This window comes from Xenorhabdus ehlersii (genome assembly GCF_003610465.1).
In the GTDB taxonomy this organism is placed as follows: domain Bacteria; phylum Pseudomonadota; class Gammaproteobacteria; order Enterobacterales; family Enterobacteriaceae; genus Xenorhabdus; species Xenorhabdus ehlersii.
Window position 1 is genome coordinate 683,161 of sequence record NZ_RAQI01000001.1, and the last position, 23,244, is coordinate 706,404.

General features: G+C 43.1%; 25 protein-coding genes and 4 pseudogenes. 17 read left to right on the forward strand and 12 right to left on the reverse strand.

The genetic code is table 11. The features are described from left to right. Positions 1 to 31 precede the first annotated feature (31 nt). The gene (locus BDE27_RS03285; RefSeq protein ID WP_099134075.1) at positions 32 to 391 is read left to right on the forward strand and encodes a helix-turn-helix domain-containing protein; all 360 of its coding nucleotides are present in this window, start codon (positions 32 to 34) and stop codon (positions 389 to 391) included. Positions 392 to 857: 466 nt separating this feature from the next. Here BDE27_RS03285 and BDE27_RS03290 read toward each other — a convergent pair. The 3 genes and pseudogenes from BDE27_RS03290 to BDE27_RS19770 form a co-directional block, all read right to left on the reverse strand. After that, positions 858 to 1,349 (reverse strand): annotated as a pseudogene (locus BDE27_RS03290) (DUF4276 family protein); the annotation flags it as partial. Next, positions 1,346 to 2,182 carry an AAA family ATPase gene (locus BDE27_RS03295; protein ID WP_244208672.1) on the reverse strand — a complete coding sequence of 279 codons (837 nt, stop codon included), beginning with the start codon at positions 2,180 to 2,182 and terminating at the stop codon, positions 1,346 to 1,348. The pseudogene BDE27_RS03290 and the gene BDE27_RS03295, both read right to left, overlap by 4 nt. Continuing rightward, positions 2,145 to 2,432, reverse strand: coding sequence for an AAA family ATPase (locus tag BDE27_RS19770; protein ID WP_244208673.1), 288 nt, complete (start codon positions 2,430 to 2,432; stop codon positions 2,145 to 2,147). The genes BDE27_RS03295 and BDE27_RS19770 overlap by 38 nt, the downstream gene beginning before the upstream one ends. 458 nt (positions 2,433 to 2,890) lie before the next feature. On the opposite strand from BDE27_RS19770, the gene BDE27_RS03300 reads away from it, so the two are divergent. Together BDE27_RS03300 and BDE27_RS19210 are read left to right on the forward strand one after the other, a co-directional pair. Beyond that, positions 2,891 to 3,154 (forward strand): helix-turn-helix domain-containing protein, encoded by a 264-nt coding sequence (locus BDE27_RS03300; protein WP_120211303.1) that lies wholly within the window; start codon positions 2,891 to 2,893, stop codon positions 3,152 to 3,154. 175 nt (positions 3,155 to 3,329) lie between these two features. Beyond that, a complete protein-coding gene (locus BDE27_RS19210) occupies positions 3,330 to 3,674 on the forward strand; it encodes a hypothetical protein (RefSeq protein ID WP_143707558.1) in 345 nt (114 codons plus the stop codon). Positions 3,675 to 3,796: 122 nt separating this feature from the next. On the opposite strand, the gene BDE27_RS03305 is transcribed toward BDE27_RS19210, so the two are convergent. The 3 genes from BDE27_RS03305 to BDE27_RS03315 form a co-directional block, all read right to left on the reverse strand. After that, positions 3,797 to 4,966 carry an IS701 family transposase gene (locus BDE27_RS03305; RefSeq protein WP_120211290.1) on the reverse strand — a complete coding sequence of 390 codons (1,170 nt, stop codon included), beginning with the start codon at positions 4,964 to 4,966 and terminating at the stop codon, positions 3,797 to 3,799. A gap of 241 nt (positions 4,967 to 5,207) precedes the next feature. Next, the gene (locus tag BDE27_RS03310) at positions 5,208 to 5,840 is read right to left on the reverse strand and encodes a hypothetical protein (protein ID WP_099134146.1); all 633 of its coding nucleotides are present in this window, start codon (positions 5,838 to 5,840) and stop codon (positions 5,208 to 5,210) included. A gap of 126 nt (positions 5,841 to 5,966) precedes the next feature. Further along, positions 5,967 to 7,106: an ISAs1 family transposase gene (locus tag BDE27_RS03315; protein WP_120211304.1), complete on the reverse strand. Its 1,140-nt coding sequence runs from the start codon at positions 7,104 to 7,106 to the stop codon at positions 5,967 to 5,969. 549 nt (positions 7,107 to 7,655) lie between these two features. On the opposite strand from BDE27_RS03315, the pseudogene BDE27_RS03320 reads away from it, so the two are divergent. From BDE27_RS03320 to BDE27_RS03355, 7 genes and pseudogenes are all read left to right on the forward strand, one after another. After that, a pseudogene (locus BDE27_RS03320) lies at positions 7,656 to 8,135 on the forward strand (replication protein); the annotation flags it as partial. A 90-nt stretch (positions 8,136 to 8,225) separates the two neighbouring features. After that, positions 8,226 to 8,468, forward strand: coding sequence for an Acb2/Tad1 domain-containing protein (locus tag BDE27_RS03330; RefSeq protein WP_099134129.1), 243 nt, complete (start codon positions 8,226 to 8,228; stop codon positions 8,466 to 8,468). Between the two features lie 647 nt (positions 8,469 to 9,115). Continuing rightward, positions 9,116 to 9,364 (forward strand): KilA-N domain-containing protein, encoded by a 249-nt coding sequence (locus tag BDE27_RS03335; RefSeq protein WP_099134130.1) that lies wholly within the window; start codon positions 9,116 to 9,118, stop codon positions 9,362 to 9,364. A gap of 40 nt (positions 9,365 to 9,404) precedes the next feature. Then, positions 9,405 to 10,730, forward strand: a pseudogene (locus BDE27_RS20260) (IS4 family transposase). Beyond that, positions 10,727 to 11,029: a KilA-N domain-containing protein gene (locus BDE27_RS03345; protein ID WP_120211306.1), complete on the forward strand. Its 303-nt coding sequence runs from the start codon at positions 10,727 to 10,729 to the stop codon at positions 11,027 to 11,029. Before BDE27_RS20260 ends, BDE27_RS03345 begins: the two are co-directional and overlap by 4 nt. Continuing rightward, positions 11,026 to 11,313, forward strand: coding sequence for a hypothetical protein (locus BDE27_RS03350; RefSeq protein ID WP_120211307.1), 288 nt, complete (start codon positions 11,026 to 11,028; stop codon positions 11,311 to 11,313). The genes BDE27_RS03345 and BDE27_RS03350 overlap by 4 nt, the downstream gene beginning before the upstream one ends. Before the next feature lie 651 nt (positions 11,314 to 11,964). Next, on the forward strand, positions 11,965 to 12,444 hold the full coding sequence (locus BDE27_RS03355; RefSeq protein ID WP_099134128.1) for a hypothetical protein: 480 nt from the start codon (positions 11,965 to 11,967) through the stop codon (positions 12,442 to 12,444). 191 nt (positions 12,445 to 12,635) lie between these two features. On the opposite strand, the gene BDE27_RS03360 is transcribed toward BDE27_RS03355, so the two are convergent. Continuing rightward, a protein-coding gene (locus BDE27_RS03360; protein WP_099134150.1) for an IS5 family transposase occupies positions 12,636 to 13,402 on the reverse strand; the annotation gives its coding sequence in 2 pieces (ribosomal slippage) (positions 12,636 to 13,027 and positions 13,027 to 13,402; 768 coding nt in all). 297 nt (positions 13,403 to 13,699) lie between these two features. Between BDE27_RS03360 and BDE27_RS03365 the strand changes: the two genes are divergently transcribed. The 4 genes from BDE27_RS03365 to nadS all read left to right on the forward strand — a co-directional run bounded on the left by BDE27_RS03365 (position 13,700) and on the right by nadS (position 15,351). Further along, positions 13,700 to 14,155, forward strand: coding sequence for a hypothetical protein (locus BDE27_RS03365; RefSeq protein ID WP_099134105.1), 456 nt, complete (start codon positions 13,700 to 13,702; stop codon positions 14,153 to 14,155). Next, entirely contained in the window at positions 14,148 to 14,570 is a 423-nt protein-coding gene (locus tag BDE27_RS03370) for a hypothetical protein (protein WP_099134104.1), read from the forward strand. Before BDE27_RS03365 ends, BDE27_RS03370 begins: the two co-directional genes overlap by 8 nt. A gap of 176 nt (positions 14,571 to 14,746) precedes the next feature. Continuing rightward, entirely contained in the window at positions 14,747 to 15,058 is a 312-nt protein-coding gene (locus BDE27_RS03375; RefSeq protein WP_099134103.1) for a toxin HigB-2, read from the forward strand. Between the two features lie 2 nt (positions 15,059 to 15,060). Then, complete coding sequence (gene nadS / locus BDE27_RS03380) at positions 15,061 to 15,351, forward strand: NadS family protein (protein WP_038243532.1); 291 nt, start codon at positions 15,061 to 15,063, stop codon at positions 15,349 to 15,351. A gap of 446 nt (positions 15,352 to 15,797) precedes the next feature. Here nadS and BDE27_RS03385 read toward each other — a convergent pair whose 3' ends face one another. Next, positions 15,798 to 16,046 carry an Arc family DNA-binding protein gene (locus BDE27_RS03385; RefSeq protein WP_099134101.1) on the reverse strand — a complete coding sequence of 83 codons (249 nt, stop codon included), beginning with the start codon at positions 16,044 to 16,046 and terminating at the stop codon, positions 15,798 to 15,800. A gap of 191 nt (positions 16,047 to 16,237) precedes the next feature. Here BDE27_RS03385 and BDE27_RS03390 point away from each other — a divergent pair, with 191 nt between their 5' ends. Then, the gene (locus BDE27_RS03390; RefSeq protein WP_120211304.1) at positions 16,238 to 17,377 is read left to right on the forward strand and encodes an ISAs1 family transposase; all 1,140 of its coding nucleotides are present in this window, start codon (positions 16,238 to 16,240) and stop codon (positions 17,375 to 17,377) included. 62 nt (positions 17,378 to 17,439) lie between these two features. On the opposite strand, the pseudogene BDE27_RS03395 reads toward BDE27_RS03390, so the two are convergent. The 4 genes and pseudogenes from BDE27_RS03395 to BDE27_RS19775 all read right to left on the reverse strand — a co-directional run. Further along, positions 17,440 to 18,224 (reverse strand): annotated as a pseudogene (locus BDE27_RS03395) (IS982 family transposase); the annotation flags it as partial. A gap of 227 nt (positions 18,225 to 18,451) precedes the next feature. Continuing rightward, the gene (locus BDE27_RS03400; protein ID WP_099133893.1) at positions 18,452 to 18,733 is read right to left on the reverse strand and encodes a helix-turn-helix domain-containing protein; all 282 of its coding nucleotides are present in this window, start codon (positions 18,731 to 18,733) and stop codon (positions 18,452 to 18,454) included. Beyond that, the gene (locus tag BDE27_RS03405; RefSeq protein WP_099133894.1) at positions 18,730 to 19,050 is read right to left on the reverse strand and encodes a type II toxin-antitoxin system RelE/ParE family toxin; all 321 of its coding nucleotides are present in this window, start codon (positions 19,048 to 19,050) and stop codon (positions 18,730 to 18,732) included. The genes BDE27_RS03400 and BDE27_RS03405 overlap by 4 nt, the downstream gene beginning before the upstream one ends. Before the next feature lie 478 nt (positions 19,051 to 19,528). Then, on the reverse strand, positions 19,529 to 19,756 hold the full coding sequence (locus BDE27_RS19775; protein WP_244208675.1) for a hypothetical protein: 228 nt from the start codon (positions 19,754 to 19,756) through the stop codon (positions 19,529 to 19,531). A gap of 567 nt (positions 19,757 to 20,323) precedes the next feature. Between BDE27_RS19775 and iolG the strand changes: the two genes are divergently transcribed. Together iolG and BDE27_RS03420 are read left to right on the forward strand one after the other, a co-directional pair. Continuing rightward, positions 20,324 to 21,310 carry an inositol 2-dehydrogenase gene (gene iolG / locus BDE27_RS03415; protein ID WP_099133896.1) on the forward strand — a complete coding sequence of 329 codons (987 nt, stop codon included), beginning with the start codon at positions 20,324 to 20,326 and terminating at the stop codon, positions 21,308 to 21,310. A 183-nt stretch (positions 21,311 to 21,493) separates the two neighbouring features. After that, positions 21,494 to 23,206: a solute:sodium symporter family transporter gene (locus tag BDE27_RS03420; protein ID WP_099133897.1), complete on the forward strand. Its 1,713-nt coding sequence runs from the start codon at positions 21,494 to 21,496 to the stop codon at positions 23,204 to 23,206. Positions 23,207 to 23,244: the final 38 nt, after the last annotated feature.

The following is a 23,244-nucleotide window of genomic DNA, read 5'->3' on the forward strand; positions in this document are numbered from 1 at the left end:
CACCGCGACTCTTAGCCACCCGGATGAATACATGAAAATGCAATACATAAACGATGAGACAGGAAAACCACAATATGTTGTCCTGCCAGTCGCTGAATACGAAAAACTTCTCAGCACAAAGGGAGATTGGGAGGATGTGCCATACACCCCGTCAAAATACGATGATGTGACCGTGCCTAACGGCGTCGTATCTATCATGGTTGACCAGGATGTTTCTATTCTGGCAGCTTGGCGCATCTATCGTGGGCTGTCTCAGTACGATGTAGCTGAAAAGCTCAACACAGCTCAATCAACCGTGTCTCAGTGGGAGGCATCAGATCGACCACAGAAGCGCACACGAGAAAAACTGGCGGCGCTATACAACTGTACTCCAGAACAACTCATTCCATAACCCAACGACCCCGTTTAGGGGTCGTTTACTTTGGCTAAAATACAAAAAAGCCACGCCATTGAAATATTCCTCTGAATATTCCAGATTCTTGCGGGATTTTGAACTACTGCATTTTTTGCAGGAGTTGGATTTACGACGGGTGGATAGCAAAAAGCCCCACTGGGTTAGTGAGGCTTTAACTGCTTTCGGTTTTACTACCCGAGCATAACACAAAATATACATCTAAATTTCTCAAAATCAAGTTAATTTAGAAAATATTTATATTTAGTGATATGTTTTGCAGTTTTCTTTTCCAATTTCTCGCTTGATAGCGTAATACATTTCCTCTTCTAGTAGCTCCTCTGACCATACAGTACGTTTCCTAGCCCACTGAACATCACAGCCAGTCAGCCTTGATAATTCACGAGCGATCTTTTGCGGGTATTTGCGTTCGCAATATCGTTTAATAGCGATATCCCGAATAGGGTTGCGGGCTGTTATTGATATCTTCAGGTGTATCAAATTCATCTTTGATGGCCTGTAGTGCAGCAATTGGTGCATGGTCATCAAGCCAGTCTGCAAATTTTTCGGGTTGGCAAAATAGTAACGCTTCAAATTCATGCAATAACAGATTGGGAATAAAATTAGCCTGTCCGATATCATTAGCGAAAGCCTGCTCCAGCTTCACGACCCGTTCGTTAGCCGCATTATCCCGTTGTTCGTTATAATCAGGGAAATCAGTTGGCAGACCATAGTAGTCGATAAGTGTGGTGACGAATGCACCGGGATCTTGTCGGCATAAGCGGGTAATTTGGTGTTTTACTTTGCCGTAACTCGTGATCCCCCCTTTCTGGCTGGAACTCGTCTGGGCTAATATGGGTGTCAGATAGATATGTTGTGCAAAAAAATAAGGTGCCAGCACATCCCGCACGAAAGTTTCTTCCGTTTGCCCTTCAACAAAAACGTTGATACGGATCATCGTTGTGGCCTCCCGCCAAGTAAGTTTTTCTTCCATAATTCACCCAGGCTATAGTCTTCAAGCCATTCTGACAGGGCTTCATTATCCAGGCGCTTAAAGGTGGAGGCGCCTTGTTGTTTGTCGACCACAATCAGGTCATCAGCATCAAACTGGTTAACCAGCTCGACCGACTGAGTGGAAATAATCAGTTGATGTTTATTGCTGGCATTTTTAATCAAACCGGCCAATACATTGATGGCATAGGGATGGAGTCCGAGTTCAGGTTCATCAATAATAATAGAATCGGGCATGTAATCTTCGGGTTGCAGTAGCACAGTCGTTAGTAAAATAAAGCGCAAAGTACCATCAGAAAGTTCACTGGCTTTAAAAGGAATATCCTGATCTTTTTCTGTCCATTCGAGTTGAATGTAGTCGGCATTATCCGGTGTGGATCGTAAATAAAAATCACCAAAAAACGGCGCGACCATCTGGATGGCTTTGATAATGCGTGTGTAATGTTGTTGGTGATTTTTTTGCAGGCGATACAGAAATGCCGCTAAATTAGCCCCATCTTCCCGCAGATAATCATTGTCATTAATACGGTGGGTTTGTTTAACTTTTGCACTGTCACTCGTGTCATGAAAATGATATACCCGCCAACGAAGCGGGGTCGGTAAGGTGTCATTTTCAAGGTTCATATGATTAACCTGTGATTCAAAATGTCCGGCACCAATATCATATTCTCTTTTACTGTCACAAAAGAGTGATTCATGGCGAAACATCATGCGGTTATCATTAGTCGGTTCCAGTTCAAATTTATAACCATTGTGACCAAAAGAAAGTTCGGCCCCCATAAACTCGTTTTTTTTTGCGACCAAAGTGTAAGAGGGTATCGGGTCCCCCCATTTTACCAACAAGAGATTGTAAGCGCTGATCGAGCAGGACGGAGGACAAACGAAAGAAACTGATGAAATTGGATTTTCCGGCACCATTGGCCCCAATAAGGATATTCAGGCTTCCCATTTGTAAATCACATTTTGCGATAGATTTGTAGCCTGTTATCTTAATTCTGCTTAAGTGGTCATTATCAGTTATTGGTTTCATAATCTTGCCTTTTCAGCATCATGTGACTCAATTTTGCCTTATTATACACTTTTCTGATGACGGCTTGATGGATATAATCTTGCTCAAGTACACCTGCCACGCTGAGTCTCTTGTTTAGAGGATGCGCAAATAGGCAGGTTTTTTTATTCTTTAAATCTGAACTGAAGACATCATCCTATAATTTTATTTACTTGTTAAACTTACATATTCGATTATTGAATTCGATAACTCAATCAGTTAAAGTAAAAAAGCTATCGGCAAAATCCGATAGTGAGGAATCTCAGGCCTCGTAAGATCAACCCACTGGTAGGATATTTCTACCAGTGTGCCTGCTATCGCACCTTCTATGGCGGTTCAGGCGGGGGAGGCTTCGGCCTCGCCGGATTGGTTGATCTCCGGTACCTGAGAATCCCTGTCTGAACCACCACCATCAATAATCAACAGAAGGGGAAGCAGGTATGACTCACACTCAACAAGACTGGCACCCAGCCGAAATTATTTGTGCATTACGCAAGCGTGGTACGACACTCGCCGCTTTATCCCGTGAATCGGGACTCAGTTCTTCTACACTGGCAAATACCTTATCCCGCCCATGGCCCAAAGGGGAGTTTATCATCGCTACCCGTTTGGAGCTGGCGCCGTCTGAAATCTGGCCCAGCCGTTATTTTGACCGCCAGGGTAATTTGATTGAGCGAAAAGCACGCAAATCGTTTGCTGGATAATACTCTGCTATTATCTATGACATTCAATACGATAATACCGGTTCAGGGTTTATCCGTTATTCTCTGTTACGACACCTTTATTTTCAGCAAACACAGTTGAGTTGTTCATTGAATACATCACCGGGTTCCTTGCATAGTCAGGATTATTTTACGACTGAGCAGGAACCTATCTAGCATGAAAATAAACGCGTTAATCGGCTTAATGGCGGTCATACTGACGGGATGCGCGACTCCCGTAAAACAACCGCTATCTCAGCCTTCCCAAAGTCGTTTTCCTTCCGTTACGCTGACACGCAACATTCAGCCTGTTTCGCTAACTTTGTTGTACGTAGCAAATGAACCGTTTGCTATCGGCGCACTCACAACCCAATACTGGTTCTGGTATTGCAGTGATATCACGTTATCAGCAAGCAGAAGGGGAATTCCGTATTGGTTGAATATTCCCCAATGGTTGCCGAACAGCGTATTTATCAATGCAGCACCGCCTAGTACTACAGCCGTAATTGCTCTGTCACCATAGGGTTATTCCGACGACGGTAATGACATTGTTGTGCATAGTATTGGTGTCGCCGCCGCCAGTCTGACCAATGTAAAATCTGTTCGACTGCCTCTCCCGTTTTTTCCATCAATTTTGACAACAGCTTACGCAGTTCCGGGATACTCAGGGCTACCAATCCTGCCGGTGTTTTTTTTCTCCCGTATCCGCAAGACCGCCAGCACCGCATGAGCTAATAGCGATAAGGTAATGTGCCGATACCAACTGTGCCATTGCCGCACTTCATAATGATCCAGGCCACATTCCCCCTTCGTTTCCTCAAAACCACTTTCAATTTCCCAGCGATGCCCTGCCACCTGAATCAGGGTTTTCAGGTCAGCCTGTTCTCTGCGGGCATAGACGATATAATAAGCCCGCTCTTGTTTCTCATCCCGGCTGCGCCGAACCAGCAGATAATGACCATAATCCCGCTCTTCCTCACTGAGTTGTAAACGCCAAAGCGGCACCCGGACCCAGTCGTACCAACGTTCTCCCTTTGTCCCCAATCCCGCGGAATGTTTTTCCCAAAACGAAGATGGCAGACTGTCCACAACCTTGTCGGCGCTGGTATATCTGGGCCCTTGCCTCCACACACGTTCATTTTTGGGGATCGCCAGTACAAACGGTTGATATCGGGATTCTAACCAGCACCGCAGACGACGATCTTGACCATACACCGTATCGGCGGTCACCCAACGACAAGAGACGCCGGCATCTAATGCGCGTTCCAACATCTGTTGGGCAAGTTGGGGTTTGGTGGCAAAGGTGACCGAGTCAGGAATGCCAGCGGCTTTACAGCGGGGCCGGTTATCTGTCCATTGTTCAGGCAGATATAAGGCCCGGTCAATAAAGGCATGGCCGCCCTGACCGGCATAACAGAGAAAGACGCCTATCTGACTGTTTTCTATCCGTCCGGCAGTACCGCTATATTGGCGTTGGACGCCAGCAGAATGGGTCCCTTTTTTGATAAAACCGGTTTCATCGATGATGAGGATGCCTTGCTCATCACCGAGATGGTCAGTCACATAGTCGCGTAAAATATCGCGAGCCGCTTCGGCATCCCAACGGGCGCGTTCCAGAAAATATTGAATGCCATCAGGCGAGTGTTCACCCAACCATTCCGCCAGTTGCCAGCTATTTTTACGCTCAACATCACTGAGTAATCCCCTGAGATAGGCGAGGCTGCGTTGCTGTGGACTGGCATGGTGAAATAACGGTGTCAGACGCGTGTGTAATGAGAGCAGTTCTTGTTCCCAAAGGTTGACAGGTGAGTGCATTGAACACCTCCCCCTATCTTCAGGAAGAATATATCATGAGCTATCATGCCACAATGGAGCGTACGACTGTAGTACTAGGCTAATCCCTGCGTCCAGTGCGGCGCTGGGGATCCCCTTCCAGTTCGGTATATCGGGCATTTTGGGCAGGTCTGGCACTCCAAACATAGGCACCTCATTTTTGGACGTAAAAAAACTGCAGTTAAGCGGCCTTAGAAATGAAAAACCCGCCGAAGCGGGTTAGTTAGTTATTCGGGAGAGCTATTCTCGATATTATGGCTAGCCTATTCATGTAATGTTCTGCATTACCCCATAACCAAGACTGACAGTAGCCTACTTCATCTTCATTAGATATTTGTCTAACCTCACCACTCATTACGTCGTAGCCGTAGACATACAATCTATATTGTAATGCTTCATACATTCTAGCTTGCCAGAATGACATACCCTCAGTTGTTTGATTTACATCAGAAGCTACAACGTCATAGCTTTTAATCAGGTAATGGAAGAATATTTTTGAAGCTAAGCCAATTAGCGCAGCGTTGTGCGTAGGTTTTTTCGTGCGCCAAATCAATACTTGTGATACGGGTCTACAATTTAGCTCTACGTCATTGGTTATTATCACTTTATTATAATAAACCACTTCATTAGTGATATCGCATAGCAAAGCCAATTCAAAATGAGTTCTACCTAATGTTAACCTGTTATCAACCCGAATTAGTCGATATCCCGGAGGTAGAATCAGTTCGTCAACGTCCTTTACTATCTCGTTAGCCAATGGATTAAGAACATCATACAGAGCACGATTGCGCTCAGACTCATTAAGGTGACTGAAATCAGCAGCAACTTTATCTATACTTTCAAGATGTAACGGCATACCGTCCCCCTCACCAAAAGATTCAATATTTAGCTCATTGATAAATATTCCTTGAGGTGATATTAGTCTACTTGAACCTAAGGTTCAATAGCATTGGCTATATTGCTCAGGGCAAACGGGTCTAAATTATACTGACGTAAAACCCACCGTGAGGACTTTCAGCATGTAACTATTATCCCATCCTGCTTTCTGACGCTTAGTTTTCACTCCTACCTTTACGGTTTTCTCATTTTTCAGCAGGTTAAGGGCTATTTTATTTACTAAAGCGATATTTTCAGCAGCATGACCGCTTCTCAGACGCTGGCTGTCTTCACCAAAACTCACATCCAGCTGCCAGTGCAATTTATTTTCAATATGCCAATGGCTACGTATCGCTCCCGCAATAAAGTCCGCCGATTTATCACGATGACTGGTAATATAATAACGTCGGGCGTAACTCTCGGGTTTTCCCTGCTCTTCACGCCAAGACTCCACCACCGCGATGCCACCCAGTGTGTGCCACTGAGGATGTCGTTCCCGTAACCAGTGAATATCGTTAACCAGCCACAACTGACGCTGTTCGATACGACCGTGATCGCCTCCTGTACTCCGGGTTTGAGCGTGGGGGATCCCCCTAAAACTTTTTGCTAGCTGAGTATCTAAAAAGTATTTGATATCGTCATGAAATTCACCCTGATTGCCTTTTAATGCCAGAACATAATCAGCCTGCTCCCCGACAATCTGATCAGCAATTTTGTACTGACAGCCCATTGCATCAATCGTGACAGTGGAACCTTCAATATCCAACAAGGCCAGCAAGTTGGGGATTGTGGTAATTTCGTTCGATTTATCTGAGACTTTCACCTGACCAAAGCAAAGTTGATTCTCAACTGACCAGGCGCTAACCAGATGAAGCGCCGGTGCACCATTCGCTTTGTCAAGCGTACCCCGCAATGTTTTGCCATCCAAGGCGATAATGTCATCAGAGAATGTGGCTAAGCTCTTCACCCATTGGGTAAATGCGAGTCCAAATTCTTGGGGATCAAGCCGGTTTATCACATCGTTAAAGGTATCATGACTGGGAATGCCATTAGGAAGAGCCAGAAATTGCCGGAACCAATCTTCTTTAGATTTACCGTATTCTTCAATCGCATTGAAACCTTCACAACCGCAGATTACGGCACAGATCGAGATAGTCAAAATGTCGATGAGTGAATATTGTTTAGTCCGGTTAACACGCGGATCAGTGAGGTGTCCAAAAGCATTGCTGAGGGTTGTGGCTTGCATGGCAGTTTCTAGGATTATCATTGATGAGGTGCTAATGATAAATCACAAACGGCGATTATTCCTATTTCTCTGTACTGAATATACTCCGCTAATCATATTGAGCAATTTAGACCCGTTTGCCCTGCGCCCGTGTGGAGAGTCCCTATCAAGCCTTTGGTAGGCTAAATCATGACTAACCCGAAATTATCGGGGCAGTTCTTATCAATTTGCACACCGATATCGCCGGTACGCAAATCTAAATCTGCATATCGATATTTCCATATTCAAATTATATCCATCATCTATCTCAGGATAGCTGATTATCTATTTGTTTAACTAAACAAATATTAAACAGGTTAATGAAATTTTTAGGCATTGAGAGTGAACGCGCTGAGAGGTTAATTCAGGCGCCGGAGCGGAAAGGCAAAATAAATAAAAACCTCGAAGGGCGCAACCAACGAGGCTTCTGAAATGCAACTTGAACGGGGAATTTAACGGCTCCCAAAAAACAACATTTCACGAGGTAATTATGTATCACAAATCATCAAAAATCAATGATAGGGAGGTCGTATGAATACAGCGGAGGTTTTTGATTTCAATACGGCTAAAAAAATCAGGAGCAACAGGGTGGAGAACCAGAAATCTGGTTTTATCCCGTTGTACCGGAGCATCAGAAATAAACCGTGGGCTAAAGACGTTTTTCTCAGAACGCTGTGGGAAAATTTGCTTATGGATGCAGCCAGACAACCTTATACCGCTAATTTCAAAGGGAAGATATGGCACTTACAACCCGGGCAATTAGTCGTAACAGCGGCTGATCTGGGGCTATCTCTGTGTGACCGCAACGGGAAGCCAACCAGTCGTGATGCAGTAGAACGGATGCTGGCATTTTTTGTTAAGGAAGGGATGATTTCCATCGAAGGAGAGAAGCGAAAAGGCAGAGTGATCACCATCACAAACTATAGTGATTATGCTGAAAAAATAGACAATTCACCCGCACATAAAGCCGCACATAGAGGCGCACATGACGAGACCAGCAATGACGCGGCCTCAGACACTATATCCGAGAAGGCATCATCAACGACCGGGAAAAACTGATATATTTGCAGGAATATGTTAAGGCTGAATGCAGAGGAAACAATGGAAAACCAACACCGTAAAATCACTGGCTACCGTGAATTAACCCAAGATGAAATTGATTGCATGAACAAGATTAAGGCGCTTGGGGAGGATCTGGGTACGCTTTATGACTATCTTGTCATCACAAATACACAAACGGGCAATCACCAAATTGACATGCGTTGGCTGAACGAAGGCCGCACTGATCTACAAAAAGGGATTATGTGCTGGGTTCGTGCAGTGGCTCAACCAACGACATTTTGATTGGTTGCCCCCCAGATCAAATGATACTGGGGTGGCAGGAGTAGGTTAGGACGCAGTGTCGGTGAGTGATGAGAGGACGGCAAAAGTGTTACCGTCCTACTCAATATAATTATAAACACAATACGTAATTCCATACCCCCGGGTGCACCTTTATGCATTGAGCTAAGCAGCTACCCCAGGCTGAGCTGGCCGGAGGAAACATCGAGCAAGTCATAGCATAGATTTGCGTTGAGGTTAAAAGAGTCGTACCTGCTAACAGGCAAAGAAGAATGAACTTTTTCATTTTACTCACCCCATTTCACTGACAACAACAAAGACCAATTAACCCATTAAACCTATTTTCACCCAACAACAAGCGAATAATGCTTAACAATTAGTTACCCTCTGAAACTAAAGTCAATATTTCTTTGCCCATTCCCTGAGTGGTTAAAGGAATATTGATAACCCATGCTGCCACCCGTTCCCATCGCGTACCCAACGCACACGGGATGGTGGCATTTCTGTTTTCACTGCGCACCGCAGCGCCAATCTAAACATCGAGCCTTTATTTAGGAATGAGCCTTTGAGGGATCAGCTAAAACTGATGCTACTCGATGGGCTGATTTCCTATGCGGCAAAGGTTCATTACCTAAGTAAGGATAAGCATCGTGAGTAACATTATTCATTTTGAATATGAAGGTCATCCTGTATTTTTTAATGAAGAAGGCTGGATTAATGCAACGGATATAGCTTCCAAATACGGGAAAAAGCCCGCCAAATGGAAAGAGCTTCCTAGTACCAAAAGTTACATAAAATCCCTCGCGAACGCCCTAAATATGGGCAATGTCCGAAAATCGGACTTTGGTCTGATAGTGACGAAAAGAGGTAATACCGCTCGCTTAAGCAAATCAAGATAAGTCATAATCGGCCTCAACTGATTGTTTGAGGCCGATTTTTATGTCTGAATTTTCTCGTGAACTCCAAGCTACTGCGGAATTTAATTACCCCGAATCTCTGGATGCCTTTAGCCAAAACATTCCGATGGCATGGGTGACTAAAGTGGTTAGAGAAACCGGCCGAGCCACGGTGCGAAAACGTCGATTTCCCGCCGAACAAGCCGTGTGGCTAGTGCTGGGCATTGGGCTCATGAGAAACCGTTCTATCAATGATGTGTGTGACAAATTAGACCTGGCTTTTCCTGACGCCAAGGGGGAACTGCCATCATTAGCGTCAAGCCGTATCTCAAAAGCCAGACACCGCATTGGTGTTGAACCCTTGCGGCTTCTTTTTCATACCACCGCCACCGAATGGGAAAAAGAGGACACAACGTATTCTGTGTGTGGCCTGAAAATTTTATGTGTGGATGGCACCCAGTTTAAGGTGCCTGAAACAGGCGATAACCAACAATTGGGTTATGCCTCCGGTAAAGCCACCTTTCCTTCCGTGTTAGCGCTGACGCTGATGTCCGCACGAACACACCTTATCTCTGATGTGGCGTTTGGCCCCATCACCCAAAGTGAAATGAGCTACGCCCAACAATTGGTTGGTTCTGCGCCCGAAAATACGCTGACGTTGTTTGACCGGGGTTTTCTCTCTGCGGAATTATTTCAATCGTGACGGGGAGCCGGCAAAAATACCCATTGGCTGACGCCGATAAAAAGCAAGATGCGTTATGACATTGTTGAGGAATACAGCCCTTATGATAAATTGATCGAGATGCCGGTTTCTCCCCAGGCCCAACAAGCCCATCCTCACCTTGGAAAAACCTGGCGGGCACGTCTTATCTTAATTCCGGATCCGAAAGGTGAAATTAAAGGGTTTATCACTTCAATGGAATGCCCGGTAACCTATCCGCTCAACGCTATCCTGGGTGTGTACTGGGAACGTTGGGAAATTGAAACCGGTTATGGTGAACTGAAACAAAGGCTACTCAATAACACCGCCATCCTGAGGAGCCAGACACGGGCCGGTATTTATCAGGAATTATGGGGCATCTTGATTGCCTATAACGTGGTTCGGCTGGAAATGAGCCGGATGGCAAAAGTCTATCGTGTTGAACCGCTTCGGATAAGCTTTATCAATGCGTTACGGCTGATACAGGATGAGTTTTTATGGTGTTCGGGACGTAGCCCCGGTACGATCCCACAAAAATTAAAAGCGCTCAGGGAGAATGGCAAGAGACTGATCTTACCGCCGAAGCGAAAACGCCCATCCGTCCCACGGCAAATACTCTGCAAACATCACGTTACCCTTATCAAAAGAGAACCGCTCACGCTTAAGTGAGCGGTATTACGAAAAGAGGTGGTTTTAATGCCGGGACATGGATTCATCCAAAGTTGGCCGTCTCTTTTGCTAGATGGTTATCTGATGATTTTGCGGTTTGGTGCGATTTGAAAATTGATGAACTAATTCGAAGTCATCAACCCACATTCACTGACCAGCGCATCAATGCCATCTTTCTTCTTGATAAACCCGCTACATGGGAAAAGCAGTTTCAGCAACCCTTTTATCAGGCACTCAGCCGTAGTCAGGGTTGCCCTACAACGGCCATGTCGGCGGTACTCCGTCACTGTTTGGGATGATCACATCCAAGTGGGTATATCAGGTTGTGCTGCCTGATTCGGTTTATGCTGAAGCAAAAGAAGCTACCAAAGGCAATGGAGAAAAGATTCACCAGTATCTTAAGCCAGAAACCCTGAAACTGGTCAAAAAACAACTGAAAGTGGTCACCGTACTGGCTAACGGCTGTGTGGACTACAAGGACTTTGAGGCACGTTGCGTTCAGTCATTTGGCAAGTCAGGCGAGCAAGGTATGTTAATCCTACCGGTAGAACGGGAATTCAGTTACTCAGCGGTCAGACATTGAGCCAAAGTGCTTTTTCACACTTTGGGATGAAAGCACGGGCAGGATTTGAAATCCGCCCCTTTGATGCGGTAAGCGATTGATATTATCGAGGTCCTCAGTTTGGTGTTGGGTTCGCCAATCTGACGGTTAGCGATGAAATCAATGAGTTACTGCACAAGGCATGGGCAAGTCAGTATTCAATTGAGAAGCCGAAGAGCAAGAGGGCTTGATGCAATTGCTCCGCAATTGTACCAGAGCAAATAGAACGAACATTAAACTGAATACAAAATTCTGCAAAGCATCCAATAAACGGGTGCTGGATAGAGTTTTATATAGGTTTTGGGTATTGGTGGTCTCGCCGGAATAGCGGGTTATATAAAACAGATCAGTTGAATATGCTGAATGAGGTAAAAAACGATGATGATACTTATCAAAGAAGATGGCAGCACATCTATAACGCCCTGTCGTATTTATCTATATCCATCTCACATCTCCCCGAAGTTAATCAGCCATCCCTTCGGTTGGTTGCTTTGGGCTGAGATGCAACCATAAAGCAAATGAGAATATATGCTTATGTGTAGATCACATTACGACTTGTAACTGTCCATTTTGCTTCATTTTGCACCATACTTTGATTAAGATTCATGTATCTGATTAAAGTGGGGGGTTGTGATGAAGAAGTTATTATTGGTTTTTGTTTGTTTATTGCCTTTTGCTGCAACTGCGAGTGAATATCAAAATCTTGGTAAATGGTTTATCATAAAAGAAGTAAATAAACTCACAGATCAAGTAGATTATTTTGCTTCTTTGTCGCCAGAGGATGGAGAAGGAGCGTTAGTATTACGGTGTGGTAAAAATACAACTGAAGCCTATATTGCAACAGATGAATATTTAGGAAGTGAAGATTACACCAAGGTGACATTTAGAATAGATAAACAAAATGTAATAACTGAAAATTGGGAAATAGGCGGAAGTAATGACACAGCTTTTGCTCCAAAGCCACTGAAGTTTATAAGAAAGATATACGGTAAACAGAATATCATTGTTGGGTACAAACCATATGGCAAGATTCAAATAGTCGCCGAGTTCAAAATAGACCACATAAATGAGGTTGTAAAAGAAGTTTCCAAAGCTTGCGGTTGGAAATTATGAATTTTACTTTCGTGAAAACCCCTCTTTCTGGGTTTTCCTCATTTGGCATCGTATATTGAGTGATGTTAAAAGTTAACTTAATGAGGGTCATAGTCAGATGGAGCCTATTTGGGGATTTTTGATTTATGTGTTAGTCGTGTTCATTGTTAGTGTGGTTGTTGGCAAAAGAACGAGTGCGCTAGATGCTGTCGTCATGAGATTTTCAGCCAAAGGACAAGGCAACGGATTTGCACTGCGGCAAGAAAAGACGCGCTATTTTTTGCATAGCGAGTGGCTATACCACGCCAGCGCTTAAGATGAAGGAAAGCATTTTCAACCAAATGGCGAAGCCGATAGAGTTCACGATCATATTCTCTGGCGACCTTCCGATTTTTCCGGCTAGGGATCTGGACTTGCATGCCCTGTTGTTTCGCTTTTTCTACTATTGCATTGCTATCATAGCCCCTGTCCGCCAATAGATGCTCTGCATCGAGTCCTTTAATTAAGGCCTCAGCTTGTGAACAATCTGCTGGGGTACCGCTTGTAATAACAATTCTGACCGGCATACCATGCGCATCCACGGCCAAATGTATCTTGGTATTGAGCCCCCTTTTGTGAGCCCCATCTCCTGATTACCCCCTTTAGCGCCTGTCGCATCAGGATGAACCTTAATATGGCTGGCATCAATCATTAACCACTCGAAATCGGGGTCATTAACCAATTGTTCGAGCAGTTTTTCCCATATCCCTTTATCTCTCCAGCGACAAAAACGGCGGTGGGTATTTTTCCAGTCACCATAATCAGTATGTAGGTCTCGCCAAGGCGCACCCGTCCGTAAAATCCAAAACACCCCATTGATAAAACGCCGATTATCTTCAGCTACACGCCCCCAAGCGCCTTGACGTCCTGGCAAATGAGGTTCAAGTAGGCTCCAGACGCGATCTGAAATATCGTGGCGGCGGTGTGCAGGTGTACTCATGGTTAATCAACTCTTATGATGGAATGATGGGGCATTATTATTGCACGAAATTTCTCATGACGACACCATCTAGTGAAGTTCATGAGACATTTATCAGAAAAATAAAGTATTGGAATAATGAATTGGCAGATAATCGCAATAAATAACAGCCCCAATCAGGGGCTTTAAGCCGTCCTTGGTTTTATATGACTTTTGTAACCCTCTTCACACTTTCTGGATGTGCTAATCAAATAATCAGTAACACTTATCATTAGCTCAGTGGTTAAATATGAGAAATGTTTAATATTGGGTGATGTTATGGATAAGCGGGGTAAAATTATGTTTACCTATGTCTCATCGGATGCTGATGAAATGCTTGGTAAGCCAGCAAATTATCTGTTGATGGATAAAAAGTCACAACAAATTGATTTTTCTTGCATTGTTGGTGTTAATGTAGATCTGGATTGCAACTTTCATTCAAAGTCATTTATTTATCATGCGGACGGTAACCAGAAAGTAGATTTCATGGATGATGGCATAGCAGAGGCAGGCATAGATAACATGTCTGGAATATTTTTCTCTGAAAATAACGTTTCCTTTGTTCTTACTGAAAGATTTAAGAAAGTTACTTTTGATAAAAGTGGTCTATATCTAATTAAAGTGTGCCTGTACGACGGTCTTTTAGAAGATAAAAATAGCAATCATGAAATAATTGACGAAAAAGACGCATACTTTTATGTGGGAGAATTCCGTGAGGAATATTCTTATGAATAGTGATAAAGTTATTAATATAGACACTGCTAAAATTATCAAAGCAAGAAATCAATTCCAGTCTAAAAAAGTAACTTCCGAAAAATCGGTTAAACAAGGGGAGGAAGGTATGTCAGAAAACTTCACCAAGACTGAACTTGAAGCCCTATTAAAAGCCAACAAAGCCGAGGTTGATGTTGTCGCCGCGACCATGAAGAAAGATATGGCGGAGTGGAGAGAGCAGCAAAATACTCAACTTGCTAATATCAACTCTGCAATCCAATCTTTATCAGCGAAAGTTGACGGCAAGATTGATAGTGTTGAAGGCAAAATTGATGGTTTAAAATCAAGCATTTCCACGGACGACATCAATAGGGTTGGCTCTAGTAACAGTTATTATGTCTGCTGTAGTGCTTGCATCCAGTTGGATAATATCTAGTAAAGGCGCTACATCACAGCCCCAACCAACCGTAACCCAGAGCCAGCCAGTAGAGCCATCCCATAAATAGCCCCATAAGGAACTTTTACTATCCAAACCTTCTCGTCATACGCCATTGACTTATACGATAAGAGTGTTATTATCATTCTATACATACACCAATGGCGTACTGAAACATGATATTCATTGAGACCTCTATATTCACCGAAGACTGTAAAGAGCTGTTAAGTGATGATGAATATCGCGAGTTTCAGCAATATCTTGCAGACAATCCCGCTGCGGGTGATGTTATCCAGCACACTGGGGGCTTACGTAAAGTTAGATGGGCATCCAGAGGTAAAGGTAAGCGTGGCGGTGTACGCGTCATTTATTATCACAAGGTCGATGTCTCACATATAAGACTGCTGCTGATTTATAAAAAAGGCATTAAAGATGACCTTAGCGAGTCAGAAAAGAAAGTCTTGATAGCATTAAATGAGGGATGGTAACAATGGATAGCAAATTATTTTCCAGACTCACTGAAAGCATGACACAGATGAACGAAATCATGAATGGCGAACGTGCTGCTTCTCGTGAAACAACTATTGAGGCAGTGAAGGTAAAAAACATTCGTCAGACAACCGGCTTAAGCCAAGCGGGATTTGCTAAATTAATCTCTGTTAACGTTGGAACCCTTCGTAATTGGGAACAAGGAAGACGAGAACCAACAGGGCCAGCAAAAGCATTGTTAAAGGCGATAGAGAAAGATCCGCTTCATGTCTTAAAGGCGTTATCTATGTAGCTTACGAAGCCCCATCACGGGGCTTTTTTGTTGGTACCTACGAAAGTTTTGTAGGTCAGGTTTAATTCCGGTGAATCGACGGAATTGAATAAAATCAGTAGGTTGATAGATGCGCTCAAGTTTGAGCATATAGTACTGAGTGTAAATCTGCATATTTTCTTTCTTAACTACCGAGATCACGGCAGTTACCTTTGACCTAAGGCGGAATCCTGCCTTAGCCCTACCGCTAAATTTGTCGGTAGCTAAATAACCTGTTGATTATTATTAACATCCACCAATGGTGGAAGCCGAAAACAATACCTACGGGAATTTTTTGTTATAATGAGGAGGTAACGCATCAATCAATTTTTCAATAACTTGCGATTGCTGACTGATTTTCATAAACCTATCAGTTTCTGATAGTTTCAGCGATCCGTATAGTTCTACTATTTCTTTTTTTAGTTTGTTTATCTCTTCATTTTTTCGTCCACAGAATTAGCTTTTCTCATTAGCTCTGCAATGTAGTCATATATATCACCTTTGATATCACCTTTATTTTTATTGGCTGATGAAATAAGTGATTCTATCTGTTGATACCTTTCTAGCCGGAAAAGAATTTCTTGCTGCAAGCTCCTCACTGAGGATTGTGCTTTATCTTCTAGGTTGCTCCTCATTTCAGGTGGCATCCTTAGCGGGTATGGCGCTATGCGTGACATGATATTGATTCACCCTAAAGAGGGTAAATACCAAACGCTAACTTGACAAGGAAATCCATAGGATCCGCAGGGCAAACGGGTCTAAATTGCTCAATATGATTAGCGGAGTATATTCAGTACAGAGAAATAGGAATAATCGCCGTTTGTGATTTATCATTAGCACCTCATCAATGATAATCCTAGAAACTGCCATGCAAGCCACAACCCTCAGCAATGCTTTTGGACACCTCACTGATCCGCGTGTTAACCGGACTAAACAATATTCACTCATCGACATTTTGACTATCTCGATCTGTGCCGTAATCTGCGGTTGTGAAGGTTTCAATGCGATTGAAGAATACGGTAAATCTAAAGAAGATTGGTTCCGGCAATTTCTGGCTCTTCCTAATGGCATTCCCAGTCATGATACCTTTAACGATGTGATAAACCGGCTTGATCCCCAAGAATTTGGACTCGCATTTACCCAATGGGTGAAGAGCTTAGCCACATTCTCTGATGACATTATCGCCTTGGATGGCAAAACATTGCGGGGTACGCTTGACAAAGCGAATGGTGCACCGGCGCTTCATCTGGTTAGCGCCTGGTCAGTTGAGAATCAACTTTGCTTTGGTCAGGTGAAAGTCTCAGATAAATCGAACGAAATTACCACAATCCCCAACTTGCTGGCCTTGTTGGATATTGAAGGTTCCACTGTCACGATTGATGCAATGGGCTGTCAGTACAAAATTGCTGATCAGATTGTCGGGGAGCAGGCTGATTATGTTCTGGCATTAAAAGGCAATCAGGGTGAATTTCATGACGATATCAAATACTTTTTAGATACTCAGCTAGCAAAAAGTTTTAGGGGGATCCCCCACGCTCAAACCCGGAGTACAGGAGGCGATCACGGTCGTATCGAACAGCGTCAGTTGTGGCTGGTTAACGATATTCACTGGTTACGGGAACGACATCCTCAGTGGCACACACTGGGTGGCATCGCGGTGGTGGAGTCTTGGCGTGAAGAGCAGGGAAAACCCGAGAGTTACGCCCGACGTTATTATATTACCAGTCATCGTGATAAATCGGCGGACTTTATTGCGGGAGCGATACGTAGCCATTGGCATATTGAAAATAAATTGCACTGGCAGCTGGATGTGAGTTTTGGTGAAGACAGCCAGCGTCTGAGAAGCGGTCATGCTGCTGAAAATATCGCTTTAGTAAATAAAATAGCCCTTAACCTGCTGAAAAATGAGAAAACCGTAAAGGTAGGAGTGAAAACTAAGCGTCAGAAAGCAGGATGGGATAATAGTTACATGCTGAAAGTCCTCACGGTGGGTTTTACGTCAGTATAATTTAGACCCGTTTGCCCTGAGGACGATTATGACTTATCTTGATTTGCTTAAGTGAGCTGTATTAGTACACTACGGTGTCTTGAATGTTCTATTTGAGAGATGTTTTTCAGCTGATCAATCACTGTCTCGATGAGAAAACGCTGCCTTAACATCAGCCTGTCCCAACGCGATAACGCTTTGGCTTTCATATTATTACGAATATTTGTGACTAAGGTAATCCCTTCTGCGGCAAGCTCATCACACAGTGCCTGTGAAAGATAACCTTTATCGCCATATACATGTCCGGTTACCCCCTTCAATAGTGTCTTAACCGGTTGACGATCATCCGTATTACCGGGCGTCAATTTGACCGCTAAAAGTGCCCCGCAATCATCGATAAGCAAATGAAGTTTAAAACCATAAAACCAGCCAGTACTGGTTTTTCCCCGGCGGGCTACGCCGTCAAAGACCCGGTTTCGGGGAATACGCAGGTTATGGCAGACCGCTATTTTGGTTGAGTCAATAAACGCAAGGCCTGCGGTTTGGCTTTGACGTGATGACAGGAATGTGCACAGGGGAATAAGTGCTCTTTTTTTCAACGTAAGCATACGGGTATAACTGACTACCCCCGGGAATTCCTTGTGCAGATAAAGGGATAAAGGGTGACATGCTCAAGATAAAAGCCTTTAAAATTCCGGTAATGGCTCATATGAAATAAAATGAGGATCGTCATGACCTCGCTGAGAGAAAGGGAAGAGGAGCGCTTACGTTGACGTCATCCATTCTCGATAAGTTGTTGATGCCAGAGAGGGATAAATTTTTGGCAGAAGTCATCGACGCAGCAATAAAGTTCTTCTAAAGTAGTCATAGCCTGAGGAGTCCTACGATTCTGTTTTCTTTGACAAAAACTTTGATCGTACCTCAGGCGCTTTAGTTCCCTTCTTAAACGAAGCTCAGGTTAATTATATTAGCAGGATTTTATGTTCTTCCCACATATGTTCAGGATCAATATGCGGTAGTCACTTTCTTCTGCCAGAATTTGGCAAGTTTTGAGGATAAAAAAGCCATCATTAAGATGGCTAATAATAGTGAGACTTAACTGTTGCGCCGATAGCTGAAATCGAGCTGAAAACCGCAGGCTTTTGCATAATTTACCAGCGTATTCAAAGTTGGGTTGCTTTTTCCTTTTTCCAGCCGGGAAATGTTGCTTTCTTTCGTTCCCATTCGATCAGCAACTTGCTGTTGAGTTAATTTCGCCTCAGTTCGCATACTAAGCAATGTGTTGATGAGTTGGAACTCATCATTTAACTCATCATAAGCCTGTTTCACTTCTGGGTTTTGTAATGCTTTAGTTTTCAGGGCTTGTAATTGACTCATTTTTTCACCTCTTTCATACGGATTTTGGCTAAGTCTAAATCTTTCTTAGGCGTTTTCTGGCTCTTCTTAACAAAAGCATGGAGAATGCAGATATTCGAGCCATCAAGGTAACAGAATAAGCCGCGTCCAATACCTTCTTGTGCTTTTGCTCGTAGCTCAAACAAGCCATTACCCATAGGTTCAGTATGTGGTGACCCAAGGTTAGCACCATGCCGTTCCATTAATTCGAGTAATTTTAGTATTCTTGCTTGAATTTTAGGGGGCATATCCAGAATGCTATCCATTACTCCGTGGTAAAAATCAATATTCCAGCTCATGTTTACCTTTCGTATTTGTCATATATGATAGGTATTCGAGATTCAATATTACTTTATCATTTGTGATAAGATGTTTGTTATCGTATATGATAAGTTACATTGAGTCAACTGGGTGATGAAAACACCTACTCCATGAGGAACGGATACGCATATGCCTTTGTCCCTGATATCCATTGGTAAAGTGGACTACCACATTACTCCCGATATCCTATCAATGTAGTCAGCGAACTGTTGCATTGTAGAGGTGGCAGTTTTCCTCTCTCAATTAGAAAATGCATAGAAATGATTAGCAGTAAGCAAACAATTCCTGTTCATTTTACGTTCTCTTTATTTCTAATTACGAAGGAAAAATACTCGTAACCGATTGGTTTTTAAGGGTGTTAATGAGGGTTTATATTAGGAGTAAGTAATTTAATCTATTGATTTTATTTAAAATAACAACGAATTCAAAATCCCTCGGCCTAAAGGCTGTGCGGGTTCAAGTTCCGCCCTGATACGAAATAAAACTCATTGAAAATAGTGAGTTAGGAAATAGAAAGAACCATCTTTCATACTCTCTCCAGCCATCGGTCATATAACCACAACATTGAAAGGGATCAGCAAGGCCATCAAATGTATCAATGTCTTCTTTGTTCTTGGGCCAAAAACGTGGGCGATCACTTTTCGGCTGATTTTGTTGTAGGTATTGCGGAATAACTGAATTCAAGGTGCCAAGTATGCTGAAGAGATATTTTCTCCCATAGTGGCTATCTTATTCCCACGTAAAACGATATCCCCTTCCTTAGACAATACTTTTTGTCACTGATCTTATGTCATGTAAGGTATTTTTATTGAAATCTATCTTACCAATATCTTCTCCCCATACTTCGTCATGACCTGAAAAATATTCTTCTGCCAATAATGTTCCTCTTTGGCTAACTAATAACGCATGTATATGTTCAAAAAATTTTATTTTTTGCAGATAAACTCATTTTTTCTATATAAGAAATCTTGTATACATCGCCTTAGAAAATATTTTTATGAAAAATGGCAATCTAGCTTTTTTAATTTATTAAAAATCATATTTACGGGAAAATACTATAATTTACCTAAATTGATAAATATTGGAAATAAATCATGAAGGAAATTGTTGGCAAGGTGCTCCCTGATGAAAGTTATATGAGCCAGCTCTAAAAAATAAAATTTTCAAATAAAACAAAATTGAAATAAATATTTTATTTGATATGTTTTCATCCACACCAAAAAGCAGATACTAAGGTATCAAGGAGCATTCATGTTCAATATTGCATTATTTGGCGCTGGGCGAATTGGGCAGGTTCACGCTGTTAACATTGCCAACCATAAAGAAACTTGCCTCTATTCTGTGATAGATCCACATCTGACAAGTGCTAAGGCATTGGCAGACCAATATCAGGCTAAAATACAGACCACCGAAGAAGCGATGTCAGATCCTGATGTTCATGGTGTCCTGATTGCATCAGCAACGGACACCCATGCCGATCTGATAGAACTGGCCGCTCGACACAATAAAATGGTTTTCTGTGAGAAACCGGTTCACCTTGATCTTGAACGGGTTCGCCAGTGCCTTGCTACGGTAAAAGCGTGTCAAGTTCCTCTGTTTGTCGGGTTTAATCGTCGCTACGATCCACAGTTTCGTCGGCTGAAAAACCTGTTTGATGCCGGAACCGTTGGCAAGGCAGAATCTCTGCTTATTATCTCTCGTGATCCTTCTCCTCCACCCACTGAATATGTTCGTGTATCTGGCGGTATGTTCAGAGATATGACCATTCATGACTTAGATATGGCACGTTTTATCATTGGAGAAGAACCATGTGCTATTTATGCCCAGGGAAGCAATCTTGTTGACCCAGCTATCGGTATGGCGGGTGATATCGATACTGCGTTTATTGTTATGAAATTTCCATCGGGGGTAATGGCAACCATCACTAATAGCCGTCGTTCTGGTTATGGTTATGACCAACGATTGGAACTGCATGGCGAAAAAGGGCTCCTGACTGCCGGAAATATAAAGGAAAACAGTGTGGAATTCTGGGGAGAAAACGGTTGTACCACCGCGAAACCAGAGCATTTCTTTTTACAACGTTACCGTGACGCATACATCGCGGAATGGAGCCATTTTGTTGATGTCATGACTGGCAGGGTAATGCCTGAGACGAGTGGTATTGATGGAGAACGGGCTTTATACCTGGCAGACAAGGCGCTCGAATCCCTGCAATCCGGTGAAGAAATCAAACTATAACGATAAGGTTCAATAACAAACATTACTGGAACATTTATTTCATAAAAATCACATATCTGTTCCGGCAGCCATAACCGTGGCAGACCGTTTTGTATCCAAAGATTTCAGGAGGCGGTGGCAAAGGAGCCAATCCTCAGGGGAGGTAACTATATGGCTCTAAACGGTTAATCAGGGGGAGGGTATATGTTAGCTTTTCTTTCTTTTATTGGTTTTACCTTATTGGTAGCCGGGTTTGCTTATTATAAAACGCGAAACAAACACTTAAGTGATTCGACCGAAGGTTATTTTCTTGGCGGGCGTTCCTTAACTGGAATATATATCGGTAGCTCTATGTTACTCATGAATCTGTCTACAGAACATCTGGTCGGCCTGAATGGGCTGGCGTTCAGAACTGGATTCATTGTTATGGCCTGGGAAGTGATTGCGGCTTTAACTATTGTCCTATTTGCTATTTATTTTTTGCCGAAATATCTGAAATTAGGTATTTCGACCATTCCAGAATATCTTGAACGTCGGTTTGATAAAAACATGTTGCTAATTACCTCAATCCTATTTTTGGCGATGTATGTGATCTCATTATTACCTATCGTTCTGTATACCGGAGCGATTGCTCTGGAAAGTCTGTTTCAGGTTTCCCGGGTTTTTCAGGTCGATAAAACCACAGCACTCTGGATCATGGTTTGGGGAGTGGGAGGATTGGGGGCAATTTACGCAATCTTTGGTGGGATCAAAGCGATTGCAGTTGCTGATACCATTAATGGCGTAGGCTTGATTGTGGGCGGTTTGATGGTAACGGTGTTTGCCCTGTTGTATGTGGGAGATGGCAGTGTATGGAAAGGATTAACTGATGTCTATCAGACTCACCCAGAGAAGTTTAATTCTATCGGTAGTGAAGATTCACTTGTTCCATTTTCGACCCTGTTCACGGGGCTGCTTATCTCCAATATGTTCTTTTGGTGTACCAATCAATCCATTGTGCAAAAATCACTGGGCGCCAAGAATCTGGCGGAAGGGCAAAAAGGCGTAATGTTATGTGCTTTATTTAAGCTCATTATTCCTACCATTATTATCTTACCAGGGATAATTGCATTCCATATTTTCAATGGCCAAATAGATAATCCAGATAATGCCTATCCTGCGTTAGTGCAACTGGTATTGCCCAAAGTTCTGGTTGGCTTTTTTGCCGCGGTGGTTGTGGGAGCTGTATTTTCGACATTCAGCGGTGGCCTCAACTCTTCCGTGACATTATTTACCGTCAATATTTATAAGCCGCGGATCAGCCCGAATGCCACTGAAGCACAAGCTGTGACAGCCGGTAAATATTTAGGCATCGGGCTTGCATTGGCAACGATGCTCATTGCCCCACTTGTCGCTAACGCACCTGATGGTTTGTTCTACTTGATCCAGCAGCTACAGGGGATCTTTAATGCTCCGATCCTCAGTGTAGTTCTGGTTGGGCTAATGACAAAACGGGTTCCCCCGATCGCGGCAAAATTGGGGTTGTTGTTTGGTATGTCGGCTTACATCATTTGTCACTTTATCTTGAACTTCAATATTCACTTCTTCCATCTGGTTGGCATTCTGTTTGTCCTGAATATCATTTTCATGTTGACGATTGGGTATTTTTTCCCTGCTGAATCTTATCAAGAAGTGTATACAAAACAGGTGGATATTACACCTTGGTCGATGGTTAAACCGGCAGGATACCTTATTACACTGATTGTTGTTTCCATGTATGTTTTCCTTGCTAAGAACGTGCCAGCTTATGTGATGGCGCTCTATTATGTATTTGCCGCCAGCATATTGGGTTATGTTTTCTACCAGATAGGCAGGGAGTTATTTAAACATCCAGTAGTGGCAAGTACATCAGACAAAACAGGTGCATCGGAGAAATAAAAACTGATTTTCCCTATAAGGCATTCAGTAAAATAGCA